Source organism: Mycobacterium palustre (assembly GCF_002101785.1).
Lineage (GTDB): Bacteria > Actinomycetota > Actinomycetes > Mycobacteriales > Mycobacteriaceae > Mycobacterium > Mycobacterium palustre.
In genome coordinates, this window is sequence record NZ_LQPJ01000043.1 from 47637 (window position 1) to 73737 (window position 26101).

Annotated in this window: 24 protein-coding genes and 1 pseudogene; 9 read left to right on the forward strand and 16 right to left on the reverse strand. The window is 70.7% G+C overall.

Annotated elements, in window-relative coordinates; genetic code table 11:
• Positions 1-22 precede the first annotated feature (22 nt).
• Genes AWC19_RS03505 through AWC19_RS03520 form a run of 4 tightly spaced genes read left to right on the forward strand, consistent with a single transcriptional unit; the run spans position 23 to position 4135 of the window.
• The gene (locus tag AWC19_RS03505; RefSeq protein ID WP_085076700.1) at positions 23-676 is read left to right on the forward strand and encodes a DUF4129 domain-containing protein; all 654 of its coding nucleotides are present in this window, start codon (positions 23-25) and stop codon (positions 674-676) included.
• A complete protein-coding gene (locus AWC19_RS03510) occupies positions 658-1812 on the forward strand; it encodes a DUF4350 domain-containing protein (protein WP_085076701.1) in 1155 nt (384 codons plus the stop codon). Before AWC19_RS03505 ends, AWC19_RS03510 begins: the two co-directional genes overlap by 19 nt.
• Positions 1809-2801 carry an AAA family ATPase gene (locus AWC19_RS03515; protein WP_085076702.1) on the forward strand — a complete coding sequence of 331 codons (993 nt, stop codon included), beginning with the start codon at positions 1809-1811 and terminating at the stop codon, positions 2799-2801. The genes AWC19_RS03510 and AWC19_RS03515 overlap by 4 nt, the downstream gene beginning before the upstream one ends.
• Positions 2801-4135 (forward strand): DUF58 domain-containing protein, encoded by a 1335-nt coding sequence (locus AWC19_RS03520; RefSeq protein ID WP_085076703.1) that lies wholly within the window; start codon positions 2801-2803, stop codon positions 4133-4135. Before AWC19_RS03515 ends, AWC19_RS03520 begins: the two co-directional genes overlap by 1 nt.
• A 16-nt stretch (positions 4136-4151) precedes the next feature.
• Here the strand turns inward: AWC19_RS03520 and AWC19_RS03525 are convergent, their stop codons facing one another.
• On the reverse strand, positions 4152-5144 hold the full coding sequence (locus AWC19_RS03525; protein ID WP_085076704.1) for a stage II sporulation protein M: 993 nt from the start codon (positions 5142-5144) through the stop codon (positions 4152-4154).
• A 37-nt stretch (positions 5145-5181) separates the two neighbouring features.
• Here AWC19_RS03525 and AWC19_RS03530 point away from each other — a divergent pair, with 37 nt between their 5' ends.
• Entirely contained in the window at positions 5182-6093 is a 912-nt protein-coding gene (locus AWC19_RS03530) for an RDD family protein (RefSeq protein ID WP_085076705.1), read from the forward strand.
• Positions 6094-6103: 10 nt separating this feature from the next.
• Here the strand turns inward: AWC19_RS03530 and AWC19_RS03535 are convergent, their stop codons facing one another.
• The gene (locus AWC19_RS03535) at positions 6104-6493 is read right to left on the reverse strand and encodes a hypothetical protein (RefSeq protein ID WP_085076706.1); all 390 of its coding nucleotides are present in this window, start codon (positions 6491-6493) and stop codon (positions 6104-6106) included.
• 205 nt (positions 6494-6698) lie between these two features.
• On the opposite strand from AWC19_RS03535, the gene AWC19_RS03540 reads away from it, so the two are divergent.
• Entirely contained in the window at positions 6699-7403 is a 705-nt protein-coding gene (locus AWC19_RS03540) for a PadR family transcriptional regulator (protein ID WP_085076707.1), read from the forward strand.
• 105 nt (positions 7404-7508) lie between these two features.
• Here the strand turns inward: AWC19_RS03540 and glpK are convergent, their stop codons facing one another.
• On the reverse strand, positions 7509-9035 hold the full coding sequence (glpK, locus tag AWC19_RS03545; RefSeq protein WP_085076708.1) for a glycerol kinase GlpK: 1527 nt from the start codon (positions 9033-9035) through the stop codon (positions 7509-7511).
• Positions 9036-9163: 128 nt separating this feature from the next.
• On the opposite strand from glpK, the pseudogene AWC19_RS03550 reads away from it, so the two are divergent.
• A pseudogene (locus tag AWC19_RS03550) lies at positions 9164-10627 on the forward strand (glutamate-cysteine ligase family protein); the annotation flags it as partial.
• Positions 10628-10651: 24 nt separating this feature from the next.
• Positions 10652-11329 (forward strand): class I SAM-dependent methyltransferase, encoded by a 678-nt coding sequence (locus tag AWC19_RS29815; protein ID WP_169718074.1) that lies wholly within the window; start codon positions 10652-10654, stop codon positions 11327-11329.
• Positions 11330-11341: 12 nt separating this feature from the next.
• Here AWC19_RS29815 and AWC19_RS03555 read toward each other — a convergent pair whose 3' ends face one another.
• The 13 genes from AWC19_RS03555 to AWC19_RS03615 form a co-directional block, all read right to left on the reverse strand.
• A complete protein-coding gene (locus AWC19_RS03555; RefSeq protein ID WP_142280949.1) occupies positions 11342-12742 on the reverse strand; it encodes a PE family protein in 1401 nt (466 codons plus the stop codon).
• A 253-nt stretch (positions 12743-12995) separates the two neighbouring features.
• Positions 12996-14138 carry an ergothioneine biosynthesis PLP-dependent enzyme EgtE gene (egtE, locus tag AWC19_RS03560; RefSeq protein WP_085076710.1) on the reverse strand — a complete coding sequence of 381 codons (1143 nt, stop codon included), beginning with the start codon at positions 14136-14138 and terminating at the stop codon, positions 12996-12998.
• The gene (egtD, locus tag AWC19_RS03565; protein WP_085076711.1) at positions 14135-15100 is read right to left on the reverse strand and encodes an L-histidine N(alpha)-methyltransferase; all 966 of its coding nucleotides are present in this window, start codon (positions 15098-15100) and stop codon (positions 14135-14137) included. The genes egtE and egtD overlap by 4 nt, the downstream gene beginning before the upstream one ends.
• The gene (egtC, locus tag AWC19_RS03570; protein WP_085076748.1) at positions 15097-15810 is read right to left on the reverse strand and encodes an ergothioneine biosynthesis protein EgtC; all 714 of its coding nucleotides are present in this window, start codon (positions 15808-15810) and stop codon (positions 15097-15099) included. Before egtC ends, egtD begins: the two co-directional genes overlap by 4 nt.
• A complete protein-coding gene (egtB, locus tag AWC19_RS03575; protein ID WP_142280950.1) occupies positions 15810-17090 on the reverse strand; it encodes an ergothioneine biosynthesis protein EgtB in 1281 nt (426 codons plus the stop codon). The genes egtC and egtB overlap by 1 nt, the downstream gene beginning before the upstream one ends.
• The gene (gene egtA, locus AWC19_RS03580; RefSeq protein ID WP_085076713.1) at positions 17087-18358 is read right to left on the reverse strand and encodes an ergothioneine biosynthesis glutamate--cysteine ligase EgtA; all 1272 of its coding nucleotides are present in this window, start codon (positions 18356-18358) and stop codon (positions 17087-17089) included. Before egtA ends, egtB begins: the two co-directional genes overlap by 4 nt.
• A gap of 144 nt (positions 18359-18502) precedes the next feature.
• A complete protein-coding gene (locus AWC19_RS03585; protein WP_142280955.1) occupies positions 18503-19138 on the reverse strand; it encodes a sensor domain-containing protein in 636 nt (211 codons plus the stop codon).
• Positions 19139-19240: 102 nt separating this feature from the next.
• A complete protein-coding gene (locus AWC19_RS03590; protein WP_085076749.1) occupies positions 19241-19651 on the reverse strand; it encodes a hypothetical protein in 411 nt (136 codons plus the stop codon).
• A 140-nt stretch (positions 19652-19791) separates the two neighbouring features.
• Positions 19792-20193 carry a hypothetical protein gene (locus tag AWC19_RS03595; protein ID WP_085076715.1) on the reverse strand — a complete coding sequence of 134 codons (402 nt, stop codon included), beginning with the start codon at positions 20191-20193 and terminating at the stop codon, positions 19792-19794.
• Positions 20194-20310: 117 nt separating this feature from the next.
• The gene (locus AWC19_RS03600; RefSeq protein ID WP_085076716.1) at positions 20311-21453 is read right to left on the reverse strand and encodes a DUF4185 domain-containing protein; all 1143 of its coding nucleotides are present in this window, start codon (positions 21451-21453) and stop codon (positions 20311-20313) included.
• On the reverse strand, positions 21450-22496 hold the full coding sequence (locus AWC19_RS03605) for an aspartate-semialdehyde dehydrogenase (protein ID WP_085076717.1): 1047 nt from the start codon (positions 22494-22496) through the stop codon (positions 21450-21452). The genes AWC19_RS03600 and AWC19_RS03605 overlap by 4 nt, the downstream gene beginning before the upstream one ends.
• Positions 22497-23762 carry an aspartate kinase gene (locus tag AWC19_RS03610; RefSeq protein ID WP_085076718.1) on the reverse strand — a complete coding sequence of 422 codons (1266 nt, stop codon included), beginning with the start codon at positions 23760-23762 and terminating at the stop codon, positions 22497-22499.
• Between the two features lie 88 nt (positions 23763-23850).
• Positions 23851-24693, reverse strand: a complete 843-nt coding sequence (locus AWC19_RS03615) for a C1 family peptidase (protein WP_211284831.1) — start codon at positions 24691-24693, stop codon at positions 23851-23853.
• A gap of 193 nt (positions 24694-24886) precedes the next feature.
• Here AWC19_RS03615 and AWC19_RS03620 point away from each other — a divergent pair, with 193 nt between their 5' ends.
• Entirely contained in the window at positions 24887-26047 is a 1161-nt protein-coding gene (locus tag AWC19_RS03620) for a glycoside hydrolase family 183 protein (RefSeq protein WP_085076719.1), read from the forward strand.
• Positions 26048-26101 lie beyond the last annotated feature (54 nt).

Here is a 26101-nt window from a genome sequence, read left to right on the forward strand (position 1 = left end):
CGGGAGCGAGGACAAACCGACAGTGCCTTCCATCGACGTCGACCGCGATGCCGCGCACCAGGCCGCGCTGGCCGAACTCGGCAAGCCGATCTATTCGAAGGGCTCGGCGGCCCGGCAATTCGCCGAATGGGTCGACGAGCTGGTGTACCGGTTGCTGGAAAAGACCGCCTCGATTCCGGGCGGGTGGCTTACGGTCACGGTGCTGGCGATCCTGCTGGCGATCGCGGTCGCGGTCGCCGTTCGGGTCATTCGGCGCACCATACGCACCCGGCGCGCCGGCGACTACCTATTGTTCGAAGCCGCACAGCTCACCGCGGCCCAGCACCGCGCCACCGCGGAAAGCTATGCCTCCCAAGGCGACTGGGTGGCGGCGATCAGGCACCGGCTGCGCGCCGTCGCCCGGCAGCTGGAGGAGACCGGCGTGGTGGAACCGGCCCCCGGCCGCACCGCCAACGAGCTGGCCCGCGACGCCGCCGCGGCGCTGCCCCACCTGGCAGACGAATTGTCCCGGGCCGCAACGGCATTCAACGACGTCACCTACGGTGAGCGGCCCGGCACCCGGGCCGCCTACCAGATGATCGTCGACCTCGACGACCACCTGCGGTCGCGACCCCCCGCCTTCGCGCCGCCACCCGGGCATCCCGCCGCGGTCGAGTCCTGGGCGCAGGTCCGGTGACGGCGACGGCGGGGGCCCCTCCGGCCGCGCGGCGCCGGCGGCCCTGGCGCTCGGTGGCGCTCACGCTGGTGGTGCTGGCCGTGATCGCCGGCGTCACCGCGTATCTGACCGCGCCGCGGCCCGGCGCCCGCATGGACCCGGAATCCACGGGACCCGACGGCGCCCATGCCCTGGTGACGCTGCTCCGCGACTTCGGCGTCGAGGTGGTGGTGGCCGACCGCGTCGCCGACGTCGAACGGGCGGCGCGCCCGGGCACGTTGATCTTGATTGCCCAGACCCAGTACCTGACCGACGACGCGCTGCTGGACCGGCTGGCCAAGGTCCCCGGGGACCTCCTGCTGGTGGAGCCGACGGCGCGGACCCGCGAGGCGCTGATGCCGGGTGTGCGCGCGTCGAAGGCGGGCACCGCGTTCGACAGCGACCCGAATTGCACTCTGCGTGAGGCCAATCGCGCCGGGTCGGTTCGGTTCGGGCCGAGCCGCGCCTACCACGCCCAGGATGGCCGGACGCTGACCAGCTGCTACGACGGCGTGCTGATCCGGTTCCGCGACGGCGGCCGGACCGTCACCGCCGTCGGCAGCACCGACTTCATGACCAACGACGGCCTGCTGCAGGCGGGCAACGCGGCGCTGGCGATGAACCTCGCGGGCGACCGGCCCCGGCTGATCTGGTATGCCCCCCACCGCGTCGAGGGCGAAACGTCCTCTCCGGTATCGATTTCGGACTTGATCCCGGAGAACGTGACGTGGATCGTCTGGCAGCTGTGCCTGGTCGTGGCGCTGGTCGCCCTGTGGAAGGGCCGCCGGCCCGGGCCCCTGGTGGCCGAGGAATTGCCCGTCGTCGTGCGCGCGTCGGAGACCGTCGAGGGCCGCGGCCGGCTGTACCGATCGCGCCGCGCCCGCGATCGCGCCGCCGCGGCGCTGCGCACCGCCACCGTGCAGCGGCTGCTGCCCCGGCTCGGCCTCGGCCCGGGCGCGCCGGCGCCGGCGGTGGTCGCCACCGTGGCGCAGCGCACCGGGGCCGACCCCGGCTTGGTCTCCTACCAGCTGTTCGGCCCGCCCCCGGCCACCGACAACGACCTGCTACAACTTGCCCGTGTGCTCGACGAAATCGAAAGGCAGGTCACGCACAAGTGACGCAGTCCCATTCCGGCCCGGCCGCTCCCGCCCAACCCCTGCACGCTGAGGCGGCGCGCGACGCCCTGCTGGCGCTGCGGGCCGAGCTCGCCAAGGCCGTCGTCGGGCAGGAGGGCGTCGTCAGCGGCCTGGTGATCGCGCTGCTGTGCCGCGGCCACGTGTTGCTGGAGGGCGTGCCGGGGGTGGCCAAGACGCTGCTGGTCCGGTCGCTGGCGGCCGCGCTGCAGCTGGAGTTCAAGCGGGTGCAGTTCACCCCCGACCTGATGCCGGGCGACGTCACCGGATCGCTGGTCTACGACACGCGGACCGCCGCGTTCACGTTCCGGCCCGGTCCGGTGTTCACCAACCTGCTGCTGGCCGACGAGATCAACCGCACCCCGCCGAAGACCCAGGCCGCGCTGCTCGAGGCGATGGAGGAGCGCCAGGTCAGCGTCGAGGGCGAGGCCAAGCCGCTGCCCGACCCGTTCATCGTCGCCGCCACCCAGAACCCGATCGAATACGAGGGCACCTACCAGCTGCCCGAAGCCCAGCTGGACCGCTTTTTGCTCAAGCTCAACGTGACGCTGCCGTCCCGCGACGCCGAGATCGCCATCCTGGGCCGCCACGCCCACGGCTTCGACCCCCGCGACCTGTCCGCGATCAACCCCGTGGCCGGGCCCGCCGAGCTGGCCGCCGGCCGTCAGGCGGTGCAACAAGTGCTGGTGGCCGACGAGGTGCTGGGCTACATCGTTGACATCGTCGGCGCCACCCGGTCCTCGCCCGCGCTGCAGCTGGGCGTCTCGCCACGCGGGGCGACGGCGTTGCTGGGCACCGCCCGGTCCTGGGCCTGGCTGTCTGGTCGCAACTACGTCACGCCCGACGACGTCAAGGCCATGGCCCGGCCCACGCTGCGGCACCGGGTGATGCTGCGCCCCGAGGCCGAGCTCGAAGGGGCCACGCCCGACGGCGTGCTCGACGGAATCCTGGCGTCGGTTCCGGTGCCCCGCTAGTGGTCCTCACCGGGCGCACCGGGCTGCTGGCGCTGATCGGCGTCCTGCCCATTGCGGCATCGCCTTGGCCGGCAAAGACTTTCGTGGTTCTGCTGGTGGCGCTGGCGATCCTGGTGGTGATCGACGCCGCGCTGGCGGCCAGCACCCGCGGACTGCGCTACACCCGGACGCCGGACACCTCGGCCCGGCTGGCCCAGCAGGTCGAGGTGGGTTTGCTGATCCACAACGACGGCCGCCGCCGGTTCCGCGGCCTCATCCGCGACGCCTGGCCGCCCAGCGCGCGCGCCGAGCCCCGCACCCACGCGGTCGACATTCCCGCCGGCCAGGCCCACCACGTCCAGACCCGGCTGCGGCCGGTGCGCCGGGGGGACCAGCGCGCGGCCGCGGTCACGGCCCGATCCCTCGGGCCGCTCGGCCTGGCCGGACGGCAGGGCTCGCGGGTGGTGGCGGGTCAGGTGCGCGTCCTGCCGCCGTTCCTGTCCCGCAAGCACCTGCCGTCGCGGCTGGCCAAGCTGCGCGAGATCGACGGGCTGCTGCCCACGCTGATCCGCGGGCAGGGCACCGAATTCGATTCGCTGCGTGAGTATGTCGTCGGCGACGACGTGCGCTCGATCGACTGGCGGGCCACCGCACGCCGCGCCGACGTCGTCGTGCGCACCTGGCGGCCCGAACGCGACCGGCGCGTGGTGATCGTCCTCGACACCGGCCGCACCGCGGCGGGCCGCGTCGGCGTCGACCCGGCCTCTCCAGCCCGGGGCGCCGACCCCGCCGGGTGGCCCCGGCTGGATTGGGCGATGGACGCCGCGCTGCTGCTGGCGGCGCTGGCCGCGCGGGCCGGCGACCACGTCGACTTCCTCGCCCACGACCGGGTGACCCGGGTCGGCGTCTTCGGCGCGTCGCGCACCGAGCTGCTCGCCCAGCTCGTCGAGGCGATGGCGCCCCTGCAGCCGGCGCTTGTCGAATCCGACTGGCGCGCAATGGTGGCCGCGGTTTTGCGGCGGACGCGGCGGCGCTCGCTGGTGGTGCTGCTCACGGACCTCAACGCGACCGCCCTCGACGAGGGGCTGCTGCCCGTGCTGCCGCAGCTGTCGGCCAGACATCACATGCTGGTCGCCGCGGTCGCCGACCCGCGGGTGGACGAGATGGCGGCCGGGCGTTCGGACGCCGCCGCGGTGTACGACGCGGCGGCCGCCGAGCGATCCCGCAACGACCGCCGCGCGATCGCCATGCGGTTGCGCCGCGGCGGGGTGGAGGTCGTCGACGCCCCGCCCGCCGAGCTGGCGCCCGCGCTCGCCGACCGCTACCTGGCGATGAAAGCGACTGGGCGGCTTTAGTTTTCGGCGCGGACGCTCACCCGGTAGGCACCACGTCGGGCGCGTCCTCGACGTCGCCGGTCTCGCCGGCTTGCACCGCGCGGCGGCCGAAGTACCCGATGTAGCACAGGAACGCGGCCTCGGCGATGACGCCGATGCCCACCCGGACGAAGGTCGGCAGCGGCGACGGCGTCACCAGCGCCTCGATGAGCCCGGACACCAGCAACACCCCCACCAGCCCCACGGCGACCGCGACGACGCCGCGACCCTGCTCGGCGAGCACCTGCCCGCGCGGGCGGTCACCGGGCGATATCACCGACCATCCCAGCCGCATTCCCGTTGCGCCGGCGAGGAATACCGCCGTCAGCTCCAGCAGCCCGTGCGGCGCCAGCAGGCCGAGCAGGATGCCGCCCTTGCCGGCCTGGAACATCAGCCCGGCGATCAATCCCAGGTTGGCGGCGTTGTTGAACAAGATGATCGGGATCGGCAGCCCCAGCAGAACCGACATCGCGATGCACTGCGCCGAGACCCAGGAGTTGTTCACCCACACCTGCAGCGCGAATGCCGCGGCGGGATGTTCGCTGTAATAGGACGCGACGTCGTGGTTGACCAATTCGTCGATGTCACTTGGCGTTCCGATGGCCGACTGCACCTCCGGGTTGCCAGCCACCCACAGCGCGATCGCCGCGACCACGGCGAAAAACGCCACCGCCGTGCCCAACCACCAGCGCCAGGTGCGGTAGGCGACCACCGGAAACGACACCGTCCAAAACCGGGCGAAGGTGCCGCTCAGCGGCGCATGCGCGCCCGTCACCACCGAACGGGCGCGGGCGACCAGGCTGGACAACCGCCCGGTGAGCACCGAATCGGAGGACGCCGACCGCAGCATCGACAGGTGGGTGGACACCCGCTGATAGAGCTCGACGAGTTCGTCGACTTCGGCCCCCGTCAGCGACCGGCGTCGCTTGACCAACTGGTCGAGCCGGTCCCAGGTGCCGCGATGGGTCAGCACAAATGCGTCGACGTCCACCTTGCGGAGCCTAATCGCACCTGTAGCGTTCGGTGTTATGTCGGAGGTGGTGACCGGGGACGCCGTGGTGCTCGACGTGCAGATTGCCCAGTTGCCGGTCCGGGCGGTGGGCGCGCTGATCGACATCGCGGTGATCTTCGTCGGCTACATCCTGGGCCTGCTGTTGTGGGCGGCCACCCTCACCCAGTTCGACACCGCGCTGAGCACCGCCATTTTGCTCGTCTTCACCGTGCTCGTGCTCGTCGGCTATCCGCTGGCCTTCGAGACCGCCACGCGGGGCCGGTCGGTAGGCAAGATCGTGATGGGCCTTCGGGTGGTGTCCGAAGACGGTGGCCCGGAACGCTTCCGGCAGGCGCTGTTTCGCGCGCTGGCGTCGGTCGTGGAGATCTGGATGCTCGCCGGCAGCCCCGCCGTCATCTGCAGCATGCTATCGCCGAAGGGAAAGCGGATCGGCGACATCTTCGCCGGCACCGTCGTGGTCAGCGAACGCGGACCCCGCACGGGCCCCCCGCCGGTGATGCCCCCGTCGCTGGCGTGGTGGGCGTCGTCGCTGCAACTGTCGGGGCTCAACGCGGGCCATGCCGAAGTCGCGCGCCAATTCCTTTCCCGCGCACCGCAACTCGAGCCCCAGTTGCGGCAACAGATGGCCTACCGGATCGCCGGCGACGTGGTGTCGCACATCGCCCCGCCGCCCCCGCCCGGCGCGCCGCCGGAGCTGGTGCTCGCCGCCGTGCTGGCCGAACGACACCGTCGCGAACTGGCGCGCCTGCGCCCGACGGGCCCCGCGGGCTGGCCACCGCCGGGTCCGCGACACCCGCCGCCCCCGGGCTGGCAGGCGGCCACGCCATGGCCCCAGCCGCAGGCGGCCCCCTGGCCCGAGCCGCAGCCGAGCCAGCCCGTCGCCTGGCCGCAGCAGCAAGCGCCCGGCGGCTTTTTTCCGCCGGGCTGAATCGGCGCGTTCAGCCGGAGACCGCCGCGGCCATCAGGGCGACGTCGACGACCAACAGCGCGCAGCCGCACAGCGGAACGGCGATGCCGCCGCGGCGCTTTGCAGTGAAGAACGAGACGACCAGGACGACGAAGGCCACGACGGGCGCGCCGTAGAACGCGACCCCGAAGTCGATCCCGCCGCCACCCAGGTTGGGGCAGCTTCGGTCGGTGCAGCCGTCGGTGCTCATCACCGCACCGAGGGCAAAGAGCATCACGATCGCCGCGGCCGGCACCGTGGCCAGCGCCAGAGCCCAGTTGACCCACGGCCGCGCGTTGCGGCCGCGGCCGACATCCCGCCGCCCCGGTTCGGCCGCGTTCTGCGCCCCGCTGCCGACGGTCAGGTGGTTGTTCGCGTTCATCCCTGAGGTCCTACCCGCCGTTTACCGGATGCAAACTGCGCTGCGGGCCTACGGGATACCGGGCGTTCGATCCCTTTTCACCAGGTCGACACCCGATCGCGGCTCCTGGATGAATATCGCGTTGCATCACGTTAGTTTGCGATATATCGTGATGCTTCGAAGCGCGCGACCGGCGCGCTCTCCGCGTACGACGTAAGGAACCGACATGAGCACCCCATTCACTCCCCCCGAAGGATCGTTCGCCGGCGGCCCGGGCTTCGGCTTCGGCTTCGGCGCCGCGCCGCTGGACCGGCGCGCCTTGCACGAGGCCAAGCGGCAGGCCAGGCGGGAATTCCGCGAACACCTCCGCGATCACGCCGGGGGCGCCGGCTTCGGGCCCGGCTTCGGCCCCGGCTTCGGGCCGGGCTTCGGGCCGGGCCTCGGCTTCGGCCCGGGCGGCTGGCGCGGCGGATTTCGCCGTGGCGGCGGTGGCCGCGGCCGTCGCGGCGACGTGCGCGCGGCCATCCTCGCGCTGCTGGCCGAGCGGCCGATGCACGGCTACGAGATGATCCAGCAGATCGCCGAGCGCAGCAACGGCATCTGGCGGCCCAGCCCCGGATCGGTTTACCCGACGCTGCAGCTGCTGGACGACGAGGGTCTGATCACCGCGAGCGAATCCGACGGCAGCAAAAAGCTTTTCGAGCTGACCGACGAGGGTCGCGCGGCCGCCGAGAGGATCGAGACGCCACCGTGGGACGAGATCGCCGAGGGCGCCGACCCGGGCCACGTCAACCTGCGCGCGGCGATGGGCCAGTTGTTCGGCGCGGCAGCGCAATCCGCGCACACCGCCACCGCCGAGCAGCAGCAGCGCATCGTCGAGATCCTCAACAACGCCCGCCGCGAGATCTACGGCATCCTCGGCGAGGACTGAGCCATCCCGGTCCCGCCGCGAGCGTGCGCACAATGACGGCCGCACCGGCGTGTCGCCGCACAGACACGCACGCTCGCGGACGGGGCCGAGTGGTCCCTGGGGAGGTTAAGTGACATCCACCCAATCCAGGGTCCGCTGCACCGCCTTGCGCCAGCCCTCGTACCCGGCGGCGCGCTCGTCCTCGCTCCACGCCGGCGTCCAGCGCTTGTCCTCTTGCCAGTTGGTGCGCAGCTCGGATGGATCGGCCCAGAACCCGGCCGACAGGCCCGCGGCGTAGGCGGCGCCCAGCGCGGTCGTCTCGGCGACCACCGGGCGCACCACGTCCACCCCCAGCACGTCGGCCTGGATCTGCATGCACAGCTCGTTTTGCGTGATGCCGCCGTCGACCTTCAACACCTCAAGGCGCACACCGGAATCCGCCTCCATCGCCTCCACCACGTCGCGGCTCTGGTAGCAGATCGCCTCCAGCGTCGCGCGGGCCAGGTGGGCGTTTGTGTTGAACCGCGACAGGCCCACGATCGCGCCCCGGGCATCGGACCGCCAGTAGGGGGCGAACAACCCGGAAAACGCGGGGACGAAATACATCCCGCCGTTGTCGGCGACCTGCCGGGCCAGCGACTCGCTTTGCGCGGCCCCGCTGATGATGCCCAGCTGGTCGCGCAACCACTGCACCGCCGAGCCGGTGACCGCGATCGAGCCCTCAAGGGCGTAAACGGGTTTGGCGTCCCCAAACTGGTAGCACACGGTGGTCAGCAAGCCGTTGTCGGAGCGCACGATCGACTCGCCGGTGTTGAGCAGCAGGAAATTGCCAGTGCCGTAAGTGTTTTTCGCCTCGCCCTCGGCCAGGCACACCTGGCCCACCATCGCCGCATGCTGATCGCCGAGCATGCCGGTGATGGGCACTTCCCCGCCGAGCGGCCCGGCCTCGGCCGTCACACCGTAGGGCCGCACCGGCGACGACGACGCGATAGCGGGCAGCATCGCCCGCGGGATCGAGAAGAACGACAACAGCTCGTCGTCCCAGTCCAGCGTCTCCAAGTCCATCAGCATGGTCCGGCTGGCGTTGGTGACGTCGGTGACGTGCACGCCGCCCCGCGGGCCCCCGGTCAGGTTCCACAGCACCCAGGTGTCGGCGGTGCCGAAGAGGGCGTCACCGCTTTCGGCGGCCTCGCGCACACCGTCGACGTTCTCCAGGATCCATTGCAGCTTGCCGCCGGAAAAGTAAGTGGCAGGCGGCAGGCCCGCCTTGCGCCGGATCACCTCGCCGCGGCCGTCGCGGTCCAGCGCCGACGCGATCCGATCGGTGCGGGTGTCCTGCCACACGATCGCGTTGTAGTACGGCCGTCCGGTGCGCCGATTCCACACCATCGTGGTCTCGCGCTGATTGGTAATCCCAAGCGCCACAAGGTTTTCGGGGCCCAGCTTGGCGCGGTTCAGCACCGACATCAACACCGAGGAGGTGCGCTCCCAGATTTCGACCGGGTCGTGCTCGACCCAGCCGGCGCGGGGCAGGACCTGCTCGTGTTCGAGTTGGTGGCGGGCGACTTCGGCGCCGTCGTGGTCGAAGATCATGCAGCGTGTGCTGGTGGTGCCCTGGTCGATGGCGGCTACGAATTCGGCGGACTCGGTCAAAATTTCCCTCCTCCGGCGTGAGCCGAGACGATGTCAGGTCCATCATGGTGCACCCGCCGGCCGCGCGACAGCGCAGGTCAACCCGTCGCCCCTTGCGCTACCGCCGGTAACCCTGTTGCATCGGCGGTGTGGGCGAAGAGGTCAAGCGCGCCGCGTATGACCGCGCACATCGGTCGGAGTACCGGCGCAAGGTGCGCCTGTGTCTGGACGTCTTCGAAACCATGCTCGCCCAGTGCCGGTTCGAATCCGACCGCCAGCTCACCGGCATGGAGATCGAGTGCAACCTCGTCGATGCCGACTATCAGCCGGCCATGTCGAATCGGCACGTGCTCGACGCCATCGCCGACCCGGCCTACCAGACCGAATTGGGCGCCTACAACATCGAATTCAACGTGCCGCCGCGGCCGTTGCCCGGCCACACCGTGCTGGACCTGGAGGCCGACGTGCGAGGCAGCCTGAACGACGCGGAGGCCAAGGCGAAGTCCAGCGGGTCCCACATCGTGATGATCGGCATCCTGCCGACGTTGATGCCCGAACACCTCGACGACGGCTGGATGAGCGAGTCGACGCGGTATGCGGCCCTCAACGACTCGATCTTTTCCGCCCGTGGCGAGGACATCCCGATCAACATCGACGGCCCCGAGCCGCTGAGCTGGCAGGCCGCCTCGATCGCACCCGAATCCGCTTGCACCAGCATGCAATTGCATCTGCAGCTGTCACCCGCCGATTTCGCGGCCAACTGGAACGCGGCGCAGGTGCTCGCGGGCCCGCAGCTGGCGCTGGCCGCCAACTCGCCCTACTTCTTTGGCCACCGGCTGTGGGCCGAAACCCGCATCGAGGTGTTCGCCCAATCCACCGATACCCGGCCCGAGGAGCTCAAGGCGCAGGGCGTGCGGCCACGGGTGTGGTTCGGCGAGCGATGGATCGACTCCGTCCTGGATCTTTTCCAGGAGAACGTCCAATACTTCCCGTCGCTGTTGCCCGAGGTTTCCGACGAGGATCCGATGGCCGAGCTGGCGGCCGGGCGCACGCCGCAGCTTGCCGAGCTGCGATTGCACAACGGCACCGTGTACCGCTGGAACCGGCCGGTGTACGACGTGGTCGACGGGCGCCCACACCTGCGGCTGGAAAACCGGGTGTTGCCCGCCGGGCCGACCGTGGTCGACATGCTGGGCAACTCGGCGTTCTACTACGGCGTGCTGCGCAGCCTGTCCGAACAGGACGATCCGCTGTGGAACCGGATGGGTTTCGGTGTCGCACAGGAGAATTTCCTCGCAGCGGCGCGCACCGGGTTAGACACCCGGCTGCACTGGCCCGGCGTGGGTGAGGTGACGGCGCGGCGGCTGGTCCTCGACACGTTGCTGCCGCTGGCCCACGAGGGGCTGCGGCGTTGGGGCGTCGACGCCGAGGTGCGCGACCGGTTCCTCGGCGTCATCGAGGGCCGCGCCAAGACGGGTCGCAACGGGGCCAGCTGGCAGGTGGCCACGGTGCGCAGGCTGGAAACCGGCGGCCTGAGCCGGCCCGCGGCGCTGGCCGAGATGCTCCGGCGGTACTGCGAACACATGCACAGCAACGAACCGGTGCATACCTGGGCCGAGAGCGGCGAGGGGGGATCCGTGTCGTCCGAAATCATGGACTGGGACAGCGGCTACCGCGAGGAGAGCGAGTTCGGGGGCCCGCCGCCGTGGAACATCGGCGAGCCGCAGCCCGAGTTGGCGGCGCTGCTCGAGGCCGGCAAGTTCCGCAGCGACGTGCTCGACGCCGGCTGCGGGTTCGCCGAGCTGTCGCTGGCGCTGGCCGAGCGCGGCCACACCGTCGTCGGCGTCGACATCACGTCGACCGCCGTCGCGGCGGCCACCAAGGCCGCGGCCGAGCGGGGCCTGAGCACGGCCACCTTCGTGCAGGCCGACATCACGTCCTTCACCGGACATGACGGGCGCTTTTCGACCGTCGTCGACAGCACGTTGTTCCATTCGCTGCCGGTGGAGGGCCGCGACGGATACCTCCACTCGGTGCACCAAGCCGCGGCCCCGGGCGCCGGCTATTTCGTGCTGGTATTCGCCAAGGGCGCCTTCCCCGCCGAGATGGAGCCGAAGCCCAACGAGGTCGACGAGGACGAGCTTCGCGCGGCCGTGAGCAAGTACTGGGAGATCGACGAGATCCGGCCCGCCTATATCCACGCCAACATCCCACCGGTCTTGAACGCGCCGTTCGAGTTTCCGCCGCACGAACGCGACGAGAAGGGCCGGATGAAGTTGCCGGCCTACCTGCTGACGGCGCACAAATCCCGCTGAGCCCCGCGCTCGTCAGATGGTGCCCACGCCCGTGAGGGCGGTACCGACGAACGCCAACTCCGCAAGCAGGGCGTTCGTATTGGATTGCAGCGCACTGACGTAGCTGGTCGCCGGAGGGATCCGGAACTGCCCGATTTGTATGGGTTCGATTGTGGTGTTCGGGATGTGGATGTGGGGCAGGTCGAATGCGCCGACTCCCACGGGCGGGATGGTCAGCGGCGGCGTGGCAAACGCGGGCCAGCTGAGCTGCGGCAGCGCGAAGTCGCCTACTGCAATCGGCGGGATGGTCAGCGGCGCCGTCGCGAAGCCGGGCCAGCTGACTTGCGGCAGGGTGAAACCGCTGACGTCGATGGGCGGAATGGTGATGGACGAGATGCTGAAGCCCGAAAGGCCGATCGACGGGAACAGGTAATCGCCCGAGCCGCTGGGATTCCCGATGGTCAGGATCGGCAATTGGAACTGGCCGATCTGGATACCGGGGAAATTGATCGTGCTGATCGAGCCCAGCGTGTTGAAGCCGAAACTCGGCGCGAAATCGAAGCCGTGGAGAACGATGTCGTAATTGGGTGCGACGATGTTGCTCGTTTCCAGGCTGAGCACCGTCACATCCCCACTACCACCCGTGATGTTGATATCCGGAAGCTGTATCCGGGGGAAGTTGAACCCCGGAATAGTCACGGTGGGCAGGCTCCAGTCGCTGAGCGCGATCCTCGGTGTCTGGAACTGCGGAATATCGACAGCCGGCAGGTTGATCGACGGCACCGATATGGCCGGGGTGGTTATCTGCGGAAGGCTGAAGCCTCCGACAGTGACGCCGGGCGGCGTCGCCCCGGCCGGGATGTCGATCGCCGGTATCGTGATCTGCGGCAAGCTGAACGGACTGAGCGTCACGTTCGGGGGCGTGGTCCCGGCCGGAATGTTTATCGACGGAATGGTCAACCGGGGCAGATCGAATGCGGAAAGGCTTATCGGATTGATGTTCACTTCCGGCACGACGATCCCGGGCGTGCCGAGGGTGACGAGGATCCCGCTCTGGCTGATCTGAAAGTTGACGATGCCGCCGTACAAGGTGAACGTTTGTACGGCCGCCGCGGGCGCGGCCGCCGCGGGCGCGCCGCCGGCCAGAACCCCCGCATTAGCGGCCTCGGCGCTGACATATGCCGCCGCACCGGCACTCAACAATCTTTCGAACTCTGCGTGGAACGCCCGCGCCTGAGCGTTGAGGGCTTGAAATTGCTGGCCCGCGCCGCCGAACAGCGAAGCGATCGCAATCGATATCTCGTCTTCAGCGGCCGCGGCTATCCCCGTGAGGGGTTCGGCGTTCGCCGCCGCGTCGGCCAGCGAGGCCCGGACGCCGGCAAGGTCCTGAGCTGCAGCCTGCACCGCATCCGGCACGGTCGTCACGAACGACATCGCCATCTCCCTTCGCGCCGCGGCAACCGGCCGCGTTATCCACTAAGAAGCAATGGCGGCTGGCCGGCCGGCATCGGAGCCGACGGCGCCCCAGTTCAGCGGCACCGACCCGTGACCCGCCTCTGGCCATCGAGGCACAAGCTACCGCACACACGCCTAATAAGAACAGCTTTTCCATACTTTTGGTCAGCATTCCCCCCGAAATTGACGGACTCGGTCTTTAGCGGGGCGCCGCACGCGAGTCGTCCGCGCACTAGCCGCCCGTCGCAGCGGTGGCCGCGATCAGGGCCTCGGCGAAGATCTCCAGATCCTCCTCGGTGGCGTCGACGTGCGGCGAGATCCGCAGCCGCGGCGCGGTCAGCTCCAGCGGCGCGCGCTGCACGCCGACAAATGTCGTCAGGATCCGCCGCTGGGCCAGCAGCCACGACCGCACCGCCTGGGGATCGGCACCGTCGACCGGGGCCAGCGTGGTGATCGCGCTCGGCTCCTCGGCCTCTTCGACCACCGCCCACCCCGGCACGTCGGCCAGCGCCGCCCGGCTGATGCGGCCGACCTCGGCCAGCCGCGCCCGCACGGCCCGCGGACCGTAGGCCAGATGCTCGCCCAGGGCCAGCGAAAAGCCCACGCGCGCAGCGACATTGGCTTCACCGAACTCCAGCTGTTGGGCCACCGTCGATGCCGCCGCCCACTCGGGGGCGGCCAGCCGGGGACGCAACCGCTCCATCAGCTCGCGGCGCACCGCCAGGCAACCCACCCCGCGGGGCCCGGCGATCCACTTGCGCGACGACGCGTAGGTGACGTCGGCGCCCACCGCGCAGTCCACCTGCCCCAGGGCTTGGGCGGCGTCCACCACCAGCGGCAGCCCCAACTCGACGCAAAGCTGCGCGACCATCGAAAGCGGTTGCACCACACCGCTGTGGCTGGCCAACGCGGTCAGATGGACCAGATCGGGCCGGTCTTCGTCCAGCATCAAGGCGGCATCGTCGAGCGCGACCCGGCCGTCGTCGAGCGTCGGCAACAGCCGGCGATCGAACCCGTGGGCGGCCATCATCGCCAGGTTGGGTCCGTACTCGCCGGGTAGGCACGCGACCCGCCGGCGTTCGGCGGGCCAGCTGCCCAACAGCAGGTCGAGCGCGTTCAGCGAGCCGGTCGTGAACACGACCTCGGCGTCGGGGGTGCCGCACAGCGCCGCGATCGCCGCGCGCCCGGCGTCGAGCACCGGGGCGGCCGCCTCCGCCGCGACGTAGCCGCCGATCTCGGCCTCGTTGCGCGCGTGGCGGTCGGCGGCGTCGATGACCGCGAGGCTTTGTCGCGAGCAGGCGGCGTTGTCCAGGTGCAGGCCGGCCACCGGCGGGCGGGCCGCCCGCCACCGGTCGGCCAGGGTGCCTTCGGTCACTTGGCGGCCAGCGACAGCCCGAAGTCGCCGGCTTCGTCGGTCCACCACCGGATCTGGCGCAGCCCGGCATCGGACAGCTCGGCGCTGACGCCGTCGGGCCGGAACTTGCACGAGACCTCGGTGAGCATTTCCTCGCCGGCGTCGAACTCGACGGTCAGGTCCAGCGCCCCGATGCGCACCCGCTGGCGGCTGCCGGCCCGAAGCCACATCTCGATGCGTTCCGCCTCGCCGTTCCACCGGGCCACGTGTTGGAAGGCGTCGACGTCGAAGTCGGCGTCGAGCTGGCGATTGATCACCGCCAGCACGTTGCGGTTGAAGCGGGCCGTCACCCCGGCGGCGTCGTCGTAGGCGCGCACCAGCCGGTTGGAGTCCTTGACCAGGTCGGTGCCCAGCAGCAGGGTGTCGCCCGGCGACATCACCGCGGCCAGCGTCGAGAGGAACTCCGCGCGCGGCCCGGGCGTGAGATTGCCGATCGTCGACCCGAGGAACACGAACAACCGCCGTCCGCCGCCGGGTATCTCGGTCAGGTGCTCCTCGAAATCCCCGCAGACCGCGTTGATTTCGACCCCGGGGTATTCCCGCTGGACGGCCGCCGCGGTCGCCGACAACACGCCGGCGTCGACATCGAACGGCACGAACCCGCGCAACGATCCGCGTTCGCGCAGCGCGTCCAGCAGCCGCCGCGTCTTTTCCGACGTGCCGGCGCCGAGCTCGACCAGGGTGTCGGCCTGGCTGGCCGACGCGATGTCGCCGGACCGGGCGCGCAGTATCTCGGCTTCGGCGCGCGTCGGGTAGTACTCCGGCAGCCGGGTGATCTGGTCGAACAGGTCGCTCCCCACCGAGTCGTAAAACCACTTGGGCGGCAAGGACTTCGGCGTCTGGCGCAGGCCGTCGGACACGTCGCGACGCAGCGCGTGATACGCCGAGTCGGCGGCGAGGTGATTGGACAGCGTCAGCGTCATCGAGATCCCTTCGGGTGAGTGAGCGGCGTGATCGTGACCCCGTGCGGGGTGACCTCGACCAGGTGGCGGTCCGGCACGTCGTCCCAGTCCGGTGAGTCGTCGTAGGGCTCGCTGGCCAGCACCACCCCGTCGTCGCGGCGCAGGATGCACAACGTGTCGCCCCAGGCGGTGCCCAGCAGGCGGGAACCGTCGGCGGCCAGGATGTTCAGCCGCGCGAGGGGGTCGGCCATGCCGACCTCGGCGATGGTGTCGCCCAGCGCGTCGAGGCCCCGGTCGAAGATGGTGGCCGCGAGAATGGCGCTGTCGCATACGGATTCGGCCGACGAGGTGGGCGCCAGCACGGCGCGACCGACGACGCCGTTGTGCGACAGCAGCCATCGTCCGTCGGTGAACGGCGCGGCCGCGCTGGCTTCGATCGGCATGCCGACGGTCGCCGACCGCACGGCGGCCACGATGCAGTGGCTGCGCAGCGCCGGCGCGACGGAGTCGAAGGACGCGTCGCCCCACAGCGGCGCCGCACTGCGCCACCGCCGCGGCACCTCGCCCCCCGAGGTGCGGTCGAAGAATCCGACGCCCCAGCCGTCGGCGTTCATCAGGCCGTGCTTCTGCCGGCGCGGCGCGTAGGACTGCACCCGCAACCCGAAGGGCGGGTCGAGCATTAACGACGAGACCGTGACGTCGGCGCCTAGCCAGCCCAGGTGGCGGCACATCAGGCGGCGTCCCACGCCAGGCGCACGCCGGAGAAGATCTGGCGGCGGATCGGGTGGTCCCAGTTGCGGAAGCTGGGCCGCAGTATGGCGGGCTCGACCGCCCAGGATCCGCCGCGCAGCACCCGGTAGTCGCCGTCGAAGAACGGCTGCGAATAGCGCTCGTAGATCATCGGGACGAAGCCCGGCCACGGTCGCAGCGGCGAGCTGGTCCACTCCCAGACGTCACCGAGCATCTGCTCTACCCCGTAGGCCGACGCGCCGGCCGGGTAGGCGCCGACGGGCGCCGGGCGCAGCGCGGCGCCGCCCAGGTTCGCGAGCGCCTCCGACGGCTCCTGGGACCCCCATGGGTAGCGGCGTCGCGTGCCGGCCGCCGGGTCCCAGGCGCACACCTTCTCCCATTCGACCTCGGTGGGCAGCCGGGCCCCGGCCCACGCGGCGTAGGCCTCGGCCTCGAAGTAGGTGACGTGCTGCACCGGCTCGTCGGCCGGAATGTCCTCGATGTAGCCGAACCGGGTACGGGTTTGACCGTCAGAGCTCCAAAACTGCGGTCCCGTCAGTCCCGCGGCCTGGCGGTGTTCCCAGCCGCGCGCGGACCACCACCGCGGGTCGCGGTAGCCGCCGTCGTCGACGAACGCCCGCCATTCGCCGTTGGTGACCGGGACCCGCCCGATCCGGAACGGCGGGACGTCGACGACGTGCGCGGGGCGTTCGTTGTCCAGCGAGTGCGGTTCGCTCGCGGCGTCCACGCCCAGCACGAATGGTCCGCCGGGGACCAGCACCGACGTTCCGGCCACGCCGGGCCGGCCGGGCGGCAGGGCGGCGGCGTCGCGCAGCAGCGGCGCGCCGGTGCGCAGGTTGAGGGCCTGCAGCATGGTTTCGTCGTGCTGGTTTTCGTGGCTGATCACCAGGCCGTAGGCGAAAGTGTCGCCGTCGTCGGGCAACGCGTCCAGGGCGTCCAGCGCCGCGTTCCGCACGGTCCGGCAGTACGACCGCGCCTGGTCGGGCGAGAGCAGCGGCAGGTCGACGCGGCTGGCGCGGGGGTGTTCGAAGGCGTCGTAAAGGCCCTCGACGGCCGGTGGCAGCAGGCCGGGCCGGGCCGGATCGCCGCCGCGCAGCAGCCAGAACTCCTCCTGCTGGCCGATGTGCGCCAGGTCCCAGACCAGCGGGCTCATCAAAGGGTCGTACTGCCGGCACAGTTCGGCGTCGTCGACTTCGACCAGGCGCAGCGTCCGCGTGCGCGCCCGCGCCAGCTCGTCGGCAATCCTGGCCCGTGAAGTCACGACCCCCCTTGCGAGTCGCGCGCCGCCTTCGCGACCGTGGCCGCGATCCCATGCTCGATCACCTGGTCGGCGAAGTCGTCGCCGGGGCATCGGCCCCGCTCGACGGTGTGGATCAGCCGCCGCATCGAGTCGGTGAGCTCGGCCGGCGCCCTGTCGGCGGCGACGGCGACGCAGACGTTGGCCGCCTCGTAGAGCCGCCGGTCGCGCAGGCCGACGCGCGCGGCGACGTCCCACGCGGTGGCCACCGGTTCGACGGCGCGGGCCGCGATGTCGGCGGCCGCCGGGTCGTCGAGCAGCGTCACCAGCGTGAACACCACCGCGGGCCAGAAGGCGTCCGGCAGGGCGTCGAGGTAGCGGATCTCCAGCCACCCCCGGGGGCGCACCGGGGGGAACAGCGTGGTCAGGTGGTATTCCAGGTCGGCGGTGGTGGGCCGTCGATCGCCGAGCAACACCCGGCCGTCCACCCAGTCGGCGAACGGCACCCATCGCGTGACCGCCACCGCGTCGTCGGGGTTGTGCACCATCATCACCGGAGCCTTGAGCGCGTAGCGCGCCCAGTCGGTGCCGGGGTCGTCGCCGCTGGCGCCCAGGATCGGGCCGCAGCGCGCCGAGTCCATCCGGCCCCACACCCGCTGCCGGCTGGACACCCAACCGGTGAACTCGCCGCCCAGCATCGGGGAGTTGGCGGCGATGGCGATCATCGTGGGACCCAGCGCGTGCGCCAGCCGCACCCGCGCCGCCCATCCGTCCTGCGGGCCGGCGTCCACGTTGACCTGGATCGACGCGGTCGACGTCATCATCGCCGCGCCCGCCTCCCCGGAGCGGCTGGCGCTGAAGAACTCCTCCATGGCGCGGTAGCGCGCGCCCGGGTTGATGCGCCTGGGCGGCCGCAGCGGGTCCGCCCCGAGGAAGACCAGGCCCAGCCCGGCGTCGGCGAACGCCGACCGCAGCACCGCCTGGTCGCGGCGCATGGCGTCGATGGCGGCGGGCACACCGTCGAGGGGCGGGCCGGACAGTTCGACCGCGCCGCCGGGTTCCACGGTGACGGCGCTGCCGCCGGGCAGCGCCGTGAGCCGCTCGAGGACGTCGGCGATTTCACCCCAGGACGGCCTGCGGTGCGGGTCGGCCGGGTCGTGGCAGTGCCCCTCGAGCTCCAGGCCGACGCAGCGCAGCGGGCCGTCGACCAGGCAGCCGTCGGCGATGTATTGGGCGGCGGCGGCGGAGTCGGCCATCTCCGCCCGGGCGGCGGTCATCGCGGCGAAGGCCATGTCACGATCCCTTCGGGCCCGGGCCGAAGTCGCGGGCCGCTCGTTGCGCAGCTGACGGAGAGGTGGCCACTACTTCATCTTGCAGATGGCACCGACATATTCCCGTCCCGCCGGACCTTCAAAGCGACGGCCGACCGGTCCACGCTACTGACCCAGCGCGTTCTGCATAGCCCCGGCCAGCACGTTGACCGCGGGACCCGCGTTGCCAGATTGGCAGACTTTTGCCTGCAACAACACGTTTTCGCGCAGCCTGGTTTGATCGAAGCAGCGCCGATCGCTGCCCGCCTCCTGCTTCGTCCAGTTCGCGTCGGTGCCGCTTGGCGGCCCGCCGTCGAACGACCACACCTGAGTGATCCCGTTGTCGAGGTGCATCGCGGTCGTCTGCCCCGCGCATCCGACGGTCCGGTCCACCACGCGATGGAAGGCCCGGCCCGCGGCGTCGTCGGTCGCGAACACCCCGACCGCCTGCTTGACGTAGTGCGTCTGGTCGCTGGCCGACGTCTGGGTGGTCGCCCCGTTGAACGACGCCAGGTCCGGGTCGTCATACACCTCGGGCAGCCCGATGTCGGCCCAGTTGTTGCACACCGGCACGTCGACCGAATAGCCCTGGAACGGCTGGGTGAACGTCGACTCCCACCCCATCGGTCCCCCGACGATGTTGCCGACCGATCCCTTGCCCAGGACCGCGTAGTTGACCACGCCCGGCTCCGACGGGTGAGCGTGCGCGGCCGGGATCGCCGACGCTCCCCCGACGGCCACCAGCGCGGCGCAGATGCACAACGCGAGCGGGTCAGACCGCCTTGAAGTCATGAACCTCGATCATGCCAAAGCGGCTGCCCGTCAGCGAACCTCGAGTGGCGCGTTGCCCACGCGGTCCAAGCGCTACGGTCGCGGGGTGCCCGGCGTGTTGGGGGCCGGCGCCGGGGCGCTGGTGGTCGGCAGCTGGCCGGCGCCACCCGGGCCGCCCGGGAGGTAGCCCGGCGGCGGCGGACCGAAGGGGCCCATCCCGGGTCCGCCGTACTGCCAGGGGCCGCCGCCCGGTCCCCACGGGCCGCCGGGCGCGTACATCATGCCGTGGTGGTGGCGGTGATAGCAGTGATGGCTGATCCCGAACACCATGGCGCCGGCGAAGAAGATCGTCGAGAGGATGAAGACGATTCCCGCGACGATCACGACCCACGCCGCGGCCAGGTAGATCCTCGGGAGCCGCAGCGCCTCCCGCGCTAGCGGGGCCGCCGGTGGGGCGGCGGCAGCGGAGGTCGGCTGGGTTGACGGTTGGGGCGTTTCGGTCATGCCTTGAATACTGCCCTCGCGGCCGACCGCGCGAACAGGTTCGCGCAGCATTTGTTGCTGTGAATTGCCCTTTCGGTTGTCAAACGACGCGCAGCCCGGCGCTCCCTGAGCGCCGGGCTGCTGGTTGTGGGTTCGGGCGCCTACGGCGTGCGCGACGGCGCGACCGACGACGGGACCTGGCCGGGTCCGGGAACACCCGGGGTCGCCGAGGCGGGACCGCCGCCCTGGACCGCCGCGGGACCGCCACCGGGGCCGCCCGGGCCGCCGAAGCCACCGCCGGGGCCGCCGAAGCGGTGCGGGTGGATGAAGGCCGCGTGGTGCTTGTGGTGGTGCATGCCGCCGTGATGGCCGGCGTGCCTGCCCAGGATGAAGCCGCTGAAGAAGATGACCGCGACGATGAACACGATCCCGGCGACGGCCGCGACCCAGGCCGCGAATTTGAAGACCCAGAGGGTCCGGATAGGCGCTGCCTCCGCGGCGGCGGCCGCCGGCGCAGCTGCGGACGAGGTCCGCACGGTTGGGGTGTCAGATGTTTCACTCATGAGACAAATGATGCGTGGGTAAACAGTGGATCCCGCTATGCGCTACATAAGTGATTGCTGTGAGCCGAATCCGGCGCTCACCTGCGCCGACATCGCTCGGCGCCGGCCGCGCGATCGCTAATCCGGCTTGAACGGGTTGACCGCGAACTGGATCACCCGGTACGGCTCGCTGGCCCGCGGGCGGGTGTTCCATTGGCTGACGAATATCCGCAGCTCGTCGAGGGTGGACCCGGGCGAGATGTAGCCGCCGTACGGTTGCGCCAGCCGGTTGTCGTACGGGGGCGGCAGGCTTTCGGCCGGGTCGGGCCACTCGTCGTGCTGCACCACCGTGGTCACCGGCGCGGTGCCCAGCGATGTCGGGTCGTCGGCGACGCGGACCTCCATGTTGCCGGTGCGGGCGTTGAAGTACGACAGCACCGTCTTGCCGTCGATCTGGCGGATGCTCATCTCACCCACCTCGTCGGGCCACAGCGGCGTCGGCGGCGTGTTCCACCCGCCCGCGGCGGACCAGCCCTGCCACCGGGACCGGTCGGTGAACGTCTGCGGCGTGGCGCGGTACAGGAGCACCGGGGCCCGTCGGGTGAAGCTGTTGGCCACGACGTAGACCCAGCCGGTCGGGGACTCGGGGGTGGGGACCGGGTCGTAGTACCCGCTGATCTGGGTCTGCGAGCCGCCCTGATACGCGGCGTCGCGCCGGGACCCCGCGACGGTCTGCCAACCGCCGCGCGCCGGCTCGGCGGTCACCAGCCGGGAGTTCTGCGGCTCCAGGTTTTTCGTGGTGGTGACCATCAGGTAGTTGCGCCGGTTGATTCGGACCACCCCGGCGGGCAACTGCGACTCCCCGGGCGGCGTGGGGTCGGCCAGCAACGGCTTTCCGACGCCGGTGACGCCGGTGTAGCGAACCCCGCCGGGGTCGTCGACCGAGGCGGTGTCGACGTGCAGCGCGACCGGCGAATACCAGCCGCCGAAGCCCACGCCCTGGCCCGCGAAGCTGTCCCCGCACACCTGCAGCAGCTCGGCGGGGAACTCGACGAACTCGCACAGGTCGGTGGCCCCGATGCCGTAGTCGCCGGTGGGGGTGCCCGTTCCGGCCGTCGGGCCGATCCGCAGCACCTGACCCGGCGCCAGCGGCTGCAGGATCGGTTCGGGGGCCGGCGCGGGCGGATCGGCGTGACCGTTCGCGGCCCAAATCTCTTGCGGCACAAGCAAAGCCAGTATGAGCAGCGAGCACCGCGTCGCGGAGCTCACCCGCGGATTCACAACTGAGCGGCCAGCAGCTCGGCGATCTGGATGGTATTCAGCGCCGCCCCCTTGCGCAGGTTGTCCCCCGAGACGAACAGCGCCAGGCCCCGCCCGTCGGGCACGCCGGGGTCCTGCCGGATCCGGCCCACCAGCGACTCGTCGACGCCGGCGGCGGCCAGCGGCGTCGGCACGTCGACCACCTTGACGCCCGGCGCGCCGTCGAGCAGCTCTCGGGCCCGCTCGGGCGAGAGCGGACGGGCGAATTCGGCGTTGATCGACAGCGAGTGCCCGGTGAACACCGGGACCCGCACGCAGGTGCCGCTGACCAGCAGGTCGGGGATGCCCAGGATCTTGCGGCTCTCGTGGCGCAGCTTCTGGTCCTCGTCGGTCTCGCCCGACCCGTCGTCGGCCAGCGACCCGGCCAGCGGCACCACGTTGAAGGCGATCGGCGCCGCGTAGGTCTTGGGCGGCGGGAAGTCGAGCGCGCTCCCGTCGTACACCAACCGCTCGGCGTCGCCGACGACCGCGCGGGCCTGCTCGGCCAGCTCGGCCACCCCGGCGAGCCCGCTGCCGGACACCGCCTGGTAGGTCGAGACCACCAGCCGCACCAGCTGAGCCTCGTCGTGCAGCACCTTGAGCACCGGCATCGCGGCCATGGTCGTGCAGTTGGGGTTGGCGATGATGCCCTTGGGCCGGCGGTGCGCGTCGCGCTCGAAGTTCACCTCGGACACCACCAGCGGCACGTCGGGGTCCTTGCGCCACGCCGACGAGTTGTCGATCACGGTCACGCCGGCGGCGGCGAACCGCGGCGCCTGCACCAGCGACATCGTCTTGCCCGCCGAGAACAGCGCGATGTCCAGGCCGGTCGGGTCGGCCGTCTCGGCGTCCTCGACTTCGATCTCCTGGCCGCGGAACTCCAGCTTGCGCCCCTGCGAGCGCGCCGACGCGAAGAACCGCACGGAGGTGGCCGGGAAGTCCCGCTCGTCGAGCAGCGCCCGCATCACCTGGCCCACCTGACCGGTGGCCCCCACTACGCCTATCGACACCCGATTAGCAGCCATCTACCGCCCCGTCCCCGCATACACCGTCGCCGTCTCCTCGCCGCCGAGCCCGAATGCCTCGTGCAACGCCACGACCGCCTTATCCAATTCGGTGTCGCGGCACAGCACCGAGATGCGGATCTCGGAGGTGGAGATCAGCTCGATGTTGACGCCCACCGCGGCCAGCGCCTCACAGAAGGTCGCGGTGACCCCGGGATGGCTGCGCATGCCCGCCCCGATCAGCGACACCTTGCCGATGTGGTCGTCGTAGAGCAGCTGGGTGAACCCGATCTCGCCCTTGAGCGAGCCGAGTTTTTCCACCGCGGTGGGCCCGCTGTCGCGCGAGCAGGTGAAGGTGATGTCGGTCTTGCCGTCCTCGACCTTGGAGACGTTCTGCAGCACCATGTCGATGTTGACGTCGGCGTCGGCGACGGCCCGGAAGACCTTGGCCGCATAACCCGGGATGTCGGGGATCCCGACGATGGTCACCTTGGCCTCGCTGCGATCGTGCGCGACTCCGGTCAGGATGGGGTCTTCCATGGGTGTGTCCTTGATCGATCCCTTGACGACGGTGCCGGTTTTGTCCGAATACGACGATCGGACGTGCACCGGAATGTTGTAGCGGCGAGCGTATTCCACGCAGCGCAGCATCAGCACCTTCGCGCCGCAGGCCGCCATCTCGAGCATCTCCTCGAACGTGACGGTGTCGAGCTTGCGGGCGTTGTGCACGATCCGCGGGTCCGCGCTGAAGATGCCGTCGACGTCGGTGTAGATCTCGCAGACGTCGGCGCCCAGCGCGGCCGCCAGCGCGACCGCGGTGGTGTCCGACCCCCCGCGGCCCAGGGTGGTGACGTCGCGGGTGTCCTGGCTGACCCCCTGGAAGCCGGCGACCAACACGACGAAGCCCTCGTCGAGCGCGGTCTGCAGCCGCCCCGGCGTGACGTTGATGATCTTCGCGTTGCCGTGGGTGCCGGTGGTGATCACGCCGGCCTGCGATCCCGTGAACGAGCGGGCCTGCGCCCCCAGCGATTCGATCGCCATGGCCACCAACGCATTGGAGATGCGTTCGCCGGCCGTCAGCAACATGTCGAGTTCGCGCGGCGGCGGGGCCGGGCACACCTGCTGGGCCAGATCCAACAGGTCGTCGGTGGTGTCGCCCATCGCCGACACCACCACGACGACGTCGTTGCCCTGCTTCTTGGTCGCGACGATGCGCTCGGCGACGCGGCGGATCCGCTCGGCGTCGGACACCGAGGATCCGCCGTATTTCTGCACGACGAGCGCCATTGTTGTTCTTCCGGTCGGGGTGTGGGTCCACAACAGAATACGTGTGACCGTGTGCCCCGCTTTCGCCGCCGACCCGTCCGCGGTGGTGCTACGACGACACCATCTGGATGGCCCAGAAGTCGCTGGCCAAATACGCGCCGTTGATCGGCGAGCGGTCCGGGCTGTCCTTGGATCCCGTCAGGTACTGGTACGGCATGTAGAAGTAGCCGTGGTCACCCCACGACGGACCCCACGAGTTGCGGACGATCAAGTGGCCCTTGGGGTTCGAGTAGCCGACGGCGAGGACGGCGTGGCCGCCGACGGTGGCCTCACCCTGCTTGGGCATCGGCAACACGCCCGTTTCGGCGACGGCCTGCGATTCGAAGCTTTCGTAGACGGTGAACCCGAACACGACCGCAAAGTTCGAGGCGATCGCGTCCTTGAGGTCCCCCAGCGTCCGGATCGCCTCGTACTGCACCGCGCGGTCCTTCTTCGCGGCCACGTAACAGCGCTTCGGCGGCTTCACCGTGAACACACCGATGTCGTAGGGCCACAACGCCTCCGCGCACACCCCCTGCTTGTTGACCACCTTGATGCCGTCCCGGATGACGGCGCCGGCGTCGCTGGACACGGTGCCTTCGAGCGCGCGTTCGTTGTAGTAGATGAACAGCCGGGAGGGAACGAAGTCGGACAGCCCCTGCCGATCGCGCTCGTACTCCATCGCCCCGGCGATCGCGTTGCCGGTGCACGACCCGAGCTGGCCCTGGTCGTAGACGGCCGGCATCGACGGGCGCAGGTCGTACTCGGCGGGCGGCAAACCCTTGAACCTGGGCATGTACATCAGGTCGCGGGCGTCGGGCAGCTGTGGGCGCCAGCCGAAGCCGCGAACGTGGTTCCAGTCCTGGGTGTGCTCGTCGCCGGTGACGCGGCTGGACTCTTGCATGACGGTCATCGCAACCTCCCGGTGTTCGCTGGTGTGCGTCGACCGTAGGGTCGCCACCCGCGGAGTGGGATGAGTAGCGGACCACCCCATTTCCGGCCGCAGGGCCCTGCGTACAGGTAGCGCACTACTCACGCCCCTTGCCGCGTCGTCGGGCATTGTTGTCGGTGAGGCGATCCGATCCCCGGCCCTAGAGGAAGCAACCATGACGAAGGCCGATCCGGCGGCGTCCCGTACCCGGGCGCGCCGCAGCAGGCGCGGAAGTCCTTGTGCGGCAACGGCTACCGCGCCCGCGGACGGCTACGTCGGCGACATCACCGGCCCCGGACTCAGCGACCGATGGGGCGTCACCGCCACCGACCTGGGCGTGTGCGCCGTGGCGCCCAACGGCAAGCTGGTGTCGGTGTTCGGCGACACCTTCTCCGGCCCGGCCGTCGGGCAGGGCGACTGGCGCGCCCCGGTCGCCCTGATCGGCAGCGGCGACGCCGGCAACCCGATCCGATACGAGAGCGCCGGGGGCGCGGATCCCGGCTACGCGCGCCAGCTGTGGCGCTACGTCCACGACTGCCCGCCCTGGGACCGGGGCGGCATCAGCACCGTGATCCCCTCCGACCTGCTGGTGATCGGCCAGACGATGTATCTGCACGCCATCGTCAACCGCGGCTTCGGGAACGTCATCTGGACCGGAATCTGGGCCTCGACAGACAGCGGCGTCCGCTGGCGCCGAATGCGTTCTGGGGCAAGGATTCCCGCGTCGTTGCACGACGGTCACGCGCAGCTGTGGTCCTGGGACTACAACCCCGACGACGGCTGGGTGTACGTCGTGTCCACCGGCTTCCAGCGCGACAAGGGCATCATCCTGCGACGCGTGCGCCCGGACGACGTCGGCCACCCGGCCAAGTACTCGGGCTGGGGCTGGGCCGACGATCGATGGGCGTGGGGCAACGCGCCGACACCGATCACCCCGCCCGGCGAGACGTGGGGTGAGCTGACGCTGCGCCGGCTGGACAGCGGCACGTGGATCCTGGGCGGCTTCCTGTCCTCGCGCTACGCGCTGGGGTATCGCACGATCGACTCACCCACCGCCAACCTCTACGACACCGAGGTCCAGACGCCGGTGGTCGGCGCCAGCTGGGAGGACCAGGACCTGGCCAACAACCGGGTCGCCCAGCTCTACGGCGGGTACGTCCTGCCGGGCTCGCGGCTGGACACCCCGGGCGGCGTCGGGCTCGTGGTGTCGCAGTGGAACACGGCGACGGGCTGGCCGTACCGGGCCATGCAGTTCCGGGTGACCCTCACGGACACGACGAAGACGTGCCGGACGTCCGAGCCCCGCCGGCCCCCCGGAACCCGGCGGCGAAAGTGAACCGGTTTTGGCGCCCGGCGCGGGCGCGGTAGAGTGCATGACGTGCAGCGGGTG

Excerpts from the sequence above, each read along its gene's own strand:
- AWC19_RS03605 (WP_085076717.1), bottom strand. The coding sequence starts at position 22,496 with ATGGCTGCTAATCGGGTGTCGATAGGCGTAGTGGGGGCCACCGGTCAG.
- AWC19_RS03555 (WP_142280949.1), bottom strand. The coding sequence starts at position 12,742 with ATGTCGTTCGTGACGACCGTGCCGGATGCGGTGCAGGCTGCAGCTCAG.
- AWC19_RS03620 (WP_085076719.1), top strand. The coding sequence starts at position 24,887 with ATGACGAAGGCCGATCCGGCGGCGTCCCGTACCCGGGCGCGCCGCAGC.
- AWC19_RS03535 (WP_085076706.1), bottom strand. The coding sequence starts at position 6,493 with ATGAACGCGAACAACCACCTGACCGTCGGCAGCGGGGCGCAGAACGCG.
- AWC19_RS03610 (WP_085076718.1), bottom strand. The coding sequence starts at position 23,762 with ATGGCGCTCGTCGTGCAGAAATACGGCGGATCCTCGGTGTCCGACGCC.
- egtC (WP_085076748.1), bottom strand. The coding sequence starts at position 15,810 with ATGTGCCGCCACCTGGGCTGGCTAGGCGCCGACGTCACGGTCTCGTCG.
- AWC19_RS03540 (WP_085076707.1), top strand. The coding sequence starts at position 6,699 with ATGAGCACCCCATTCACTCCCCCCGAAGGATCGTTCGCCGGCGGCCCG.
- AWC19_RS03615 (WP_211284831.1), bottom strand. The coding sequence starts at position 24,693 with ATGACCGTCATGCAAGAGTCCAGCCGCGTCACCGGCGACGAGCACACC.
- AWC19_RS03595 (WP_085076715.1), bottom strand. The coding sequence starts at position 20,193 with ATGAGTGAAACATCTGACACCCCAACCGTGCGGACCTCGTCCGCAGCT.
- AWC19_RS03530 (WP_085076705.1), top strand. The coding sequence starts at position 5,182 with ATGTCGGAGGTGGTGACCGGGGACGCCGTGGTGCTCGACGTGCAGATT.
- egtA (WP_085076713.1), bottom strand. The coding sequence starts at position 18,358 with ATGGCCTTCGCCGCGATGACCGCCGCCCGGGCGGAGATGGCCGACTCC.
- AWC19_RS03590 (WP_085076749.1), bottom strand. The coding sequence starts at position 19,651 with ATGACCGAAACGCCCCAACCGTCAACCCAGCCGACCTCCGCTGCCGCC.
- egtD (WP_085076711.1), bottom strand. The coding sequence starts at position 15,100 with ATGACGCTGACGCTGTCCAATCACCTCGCCGCCGACTCGGCGTATCAC.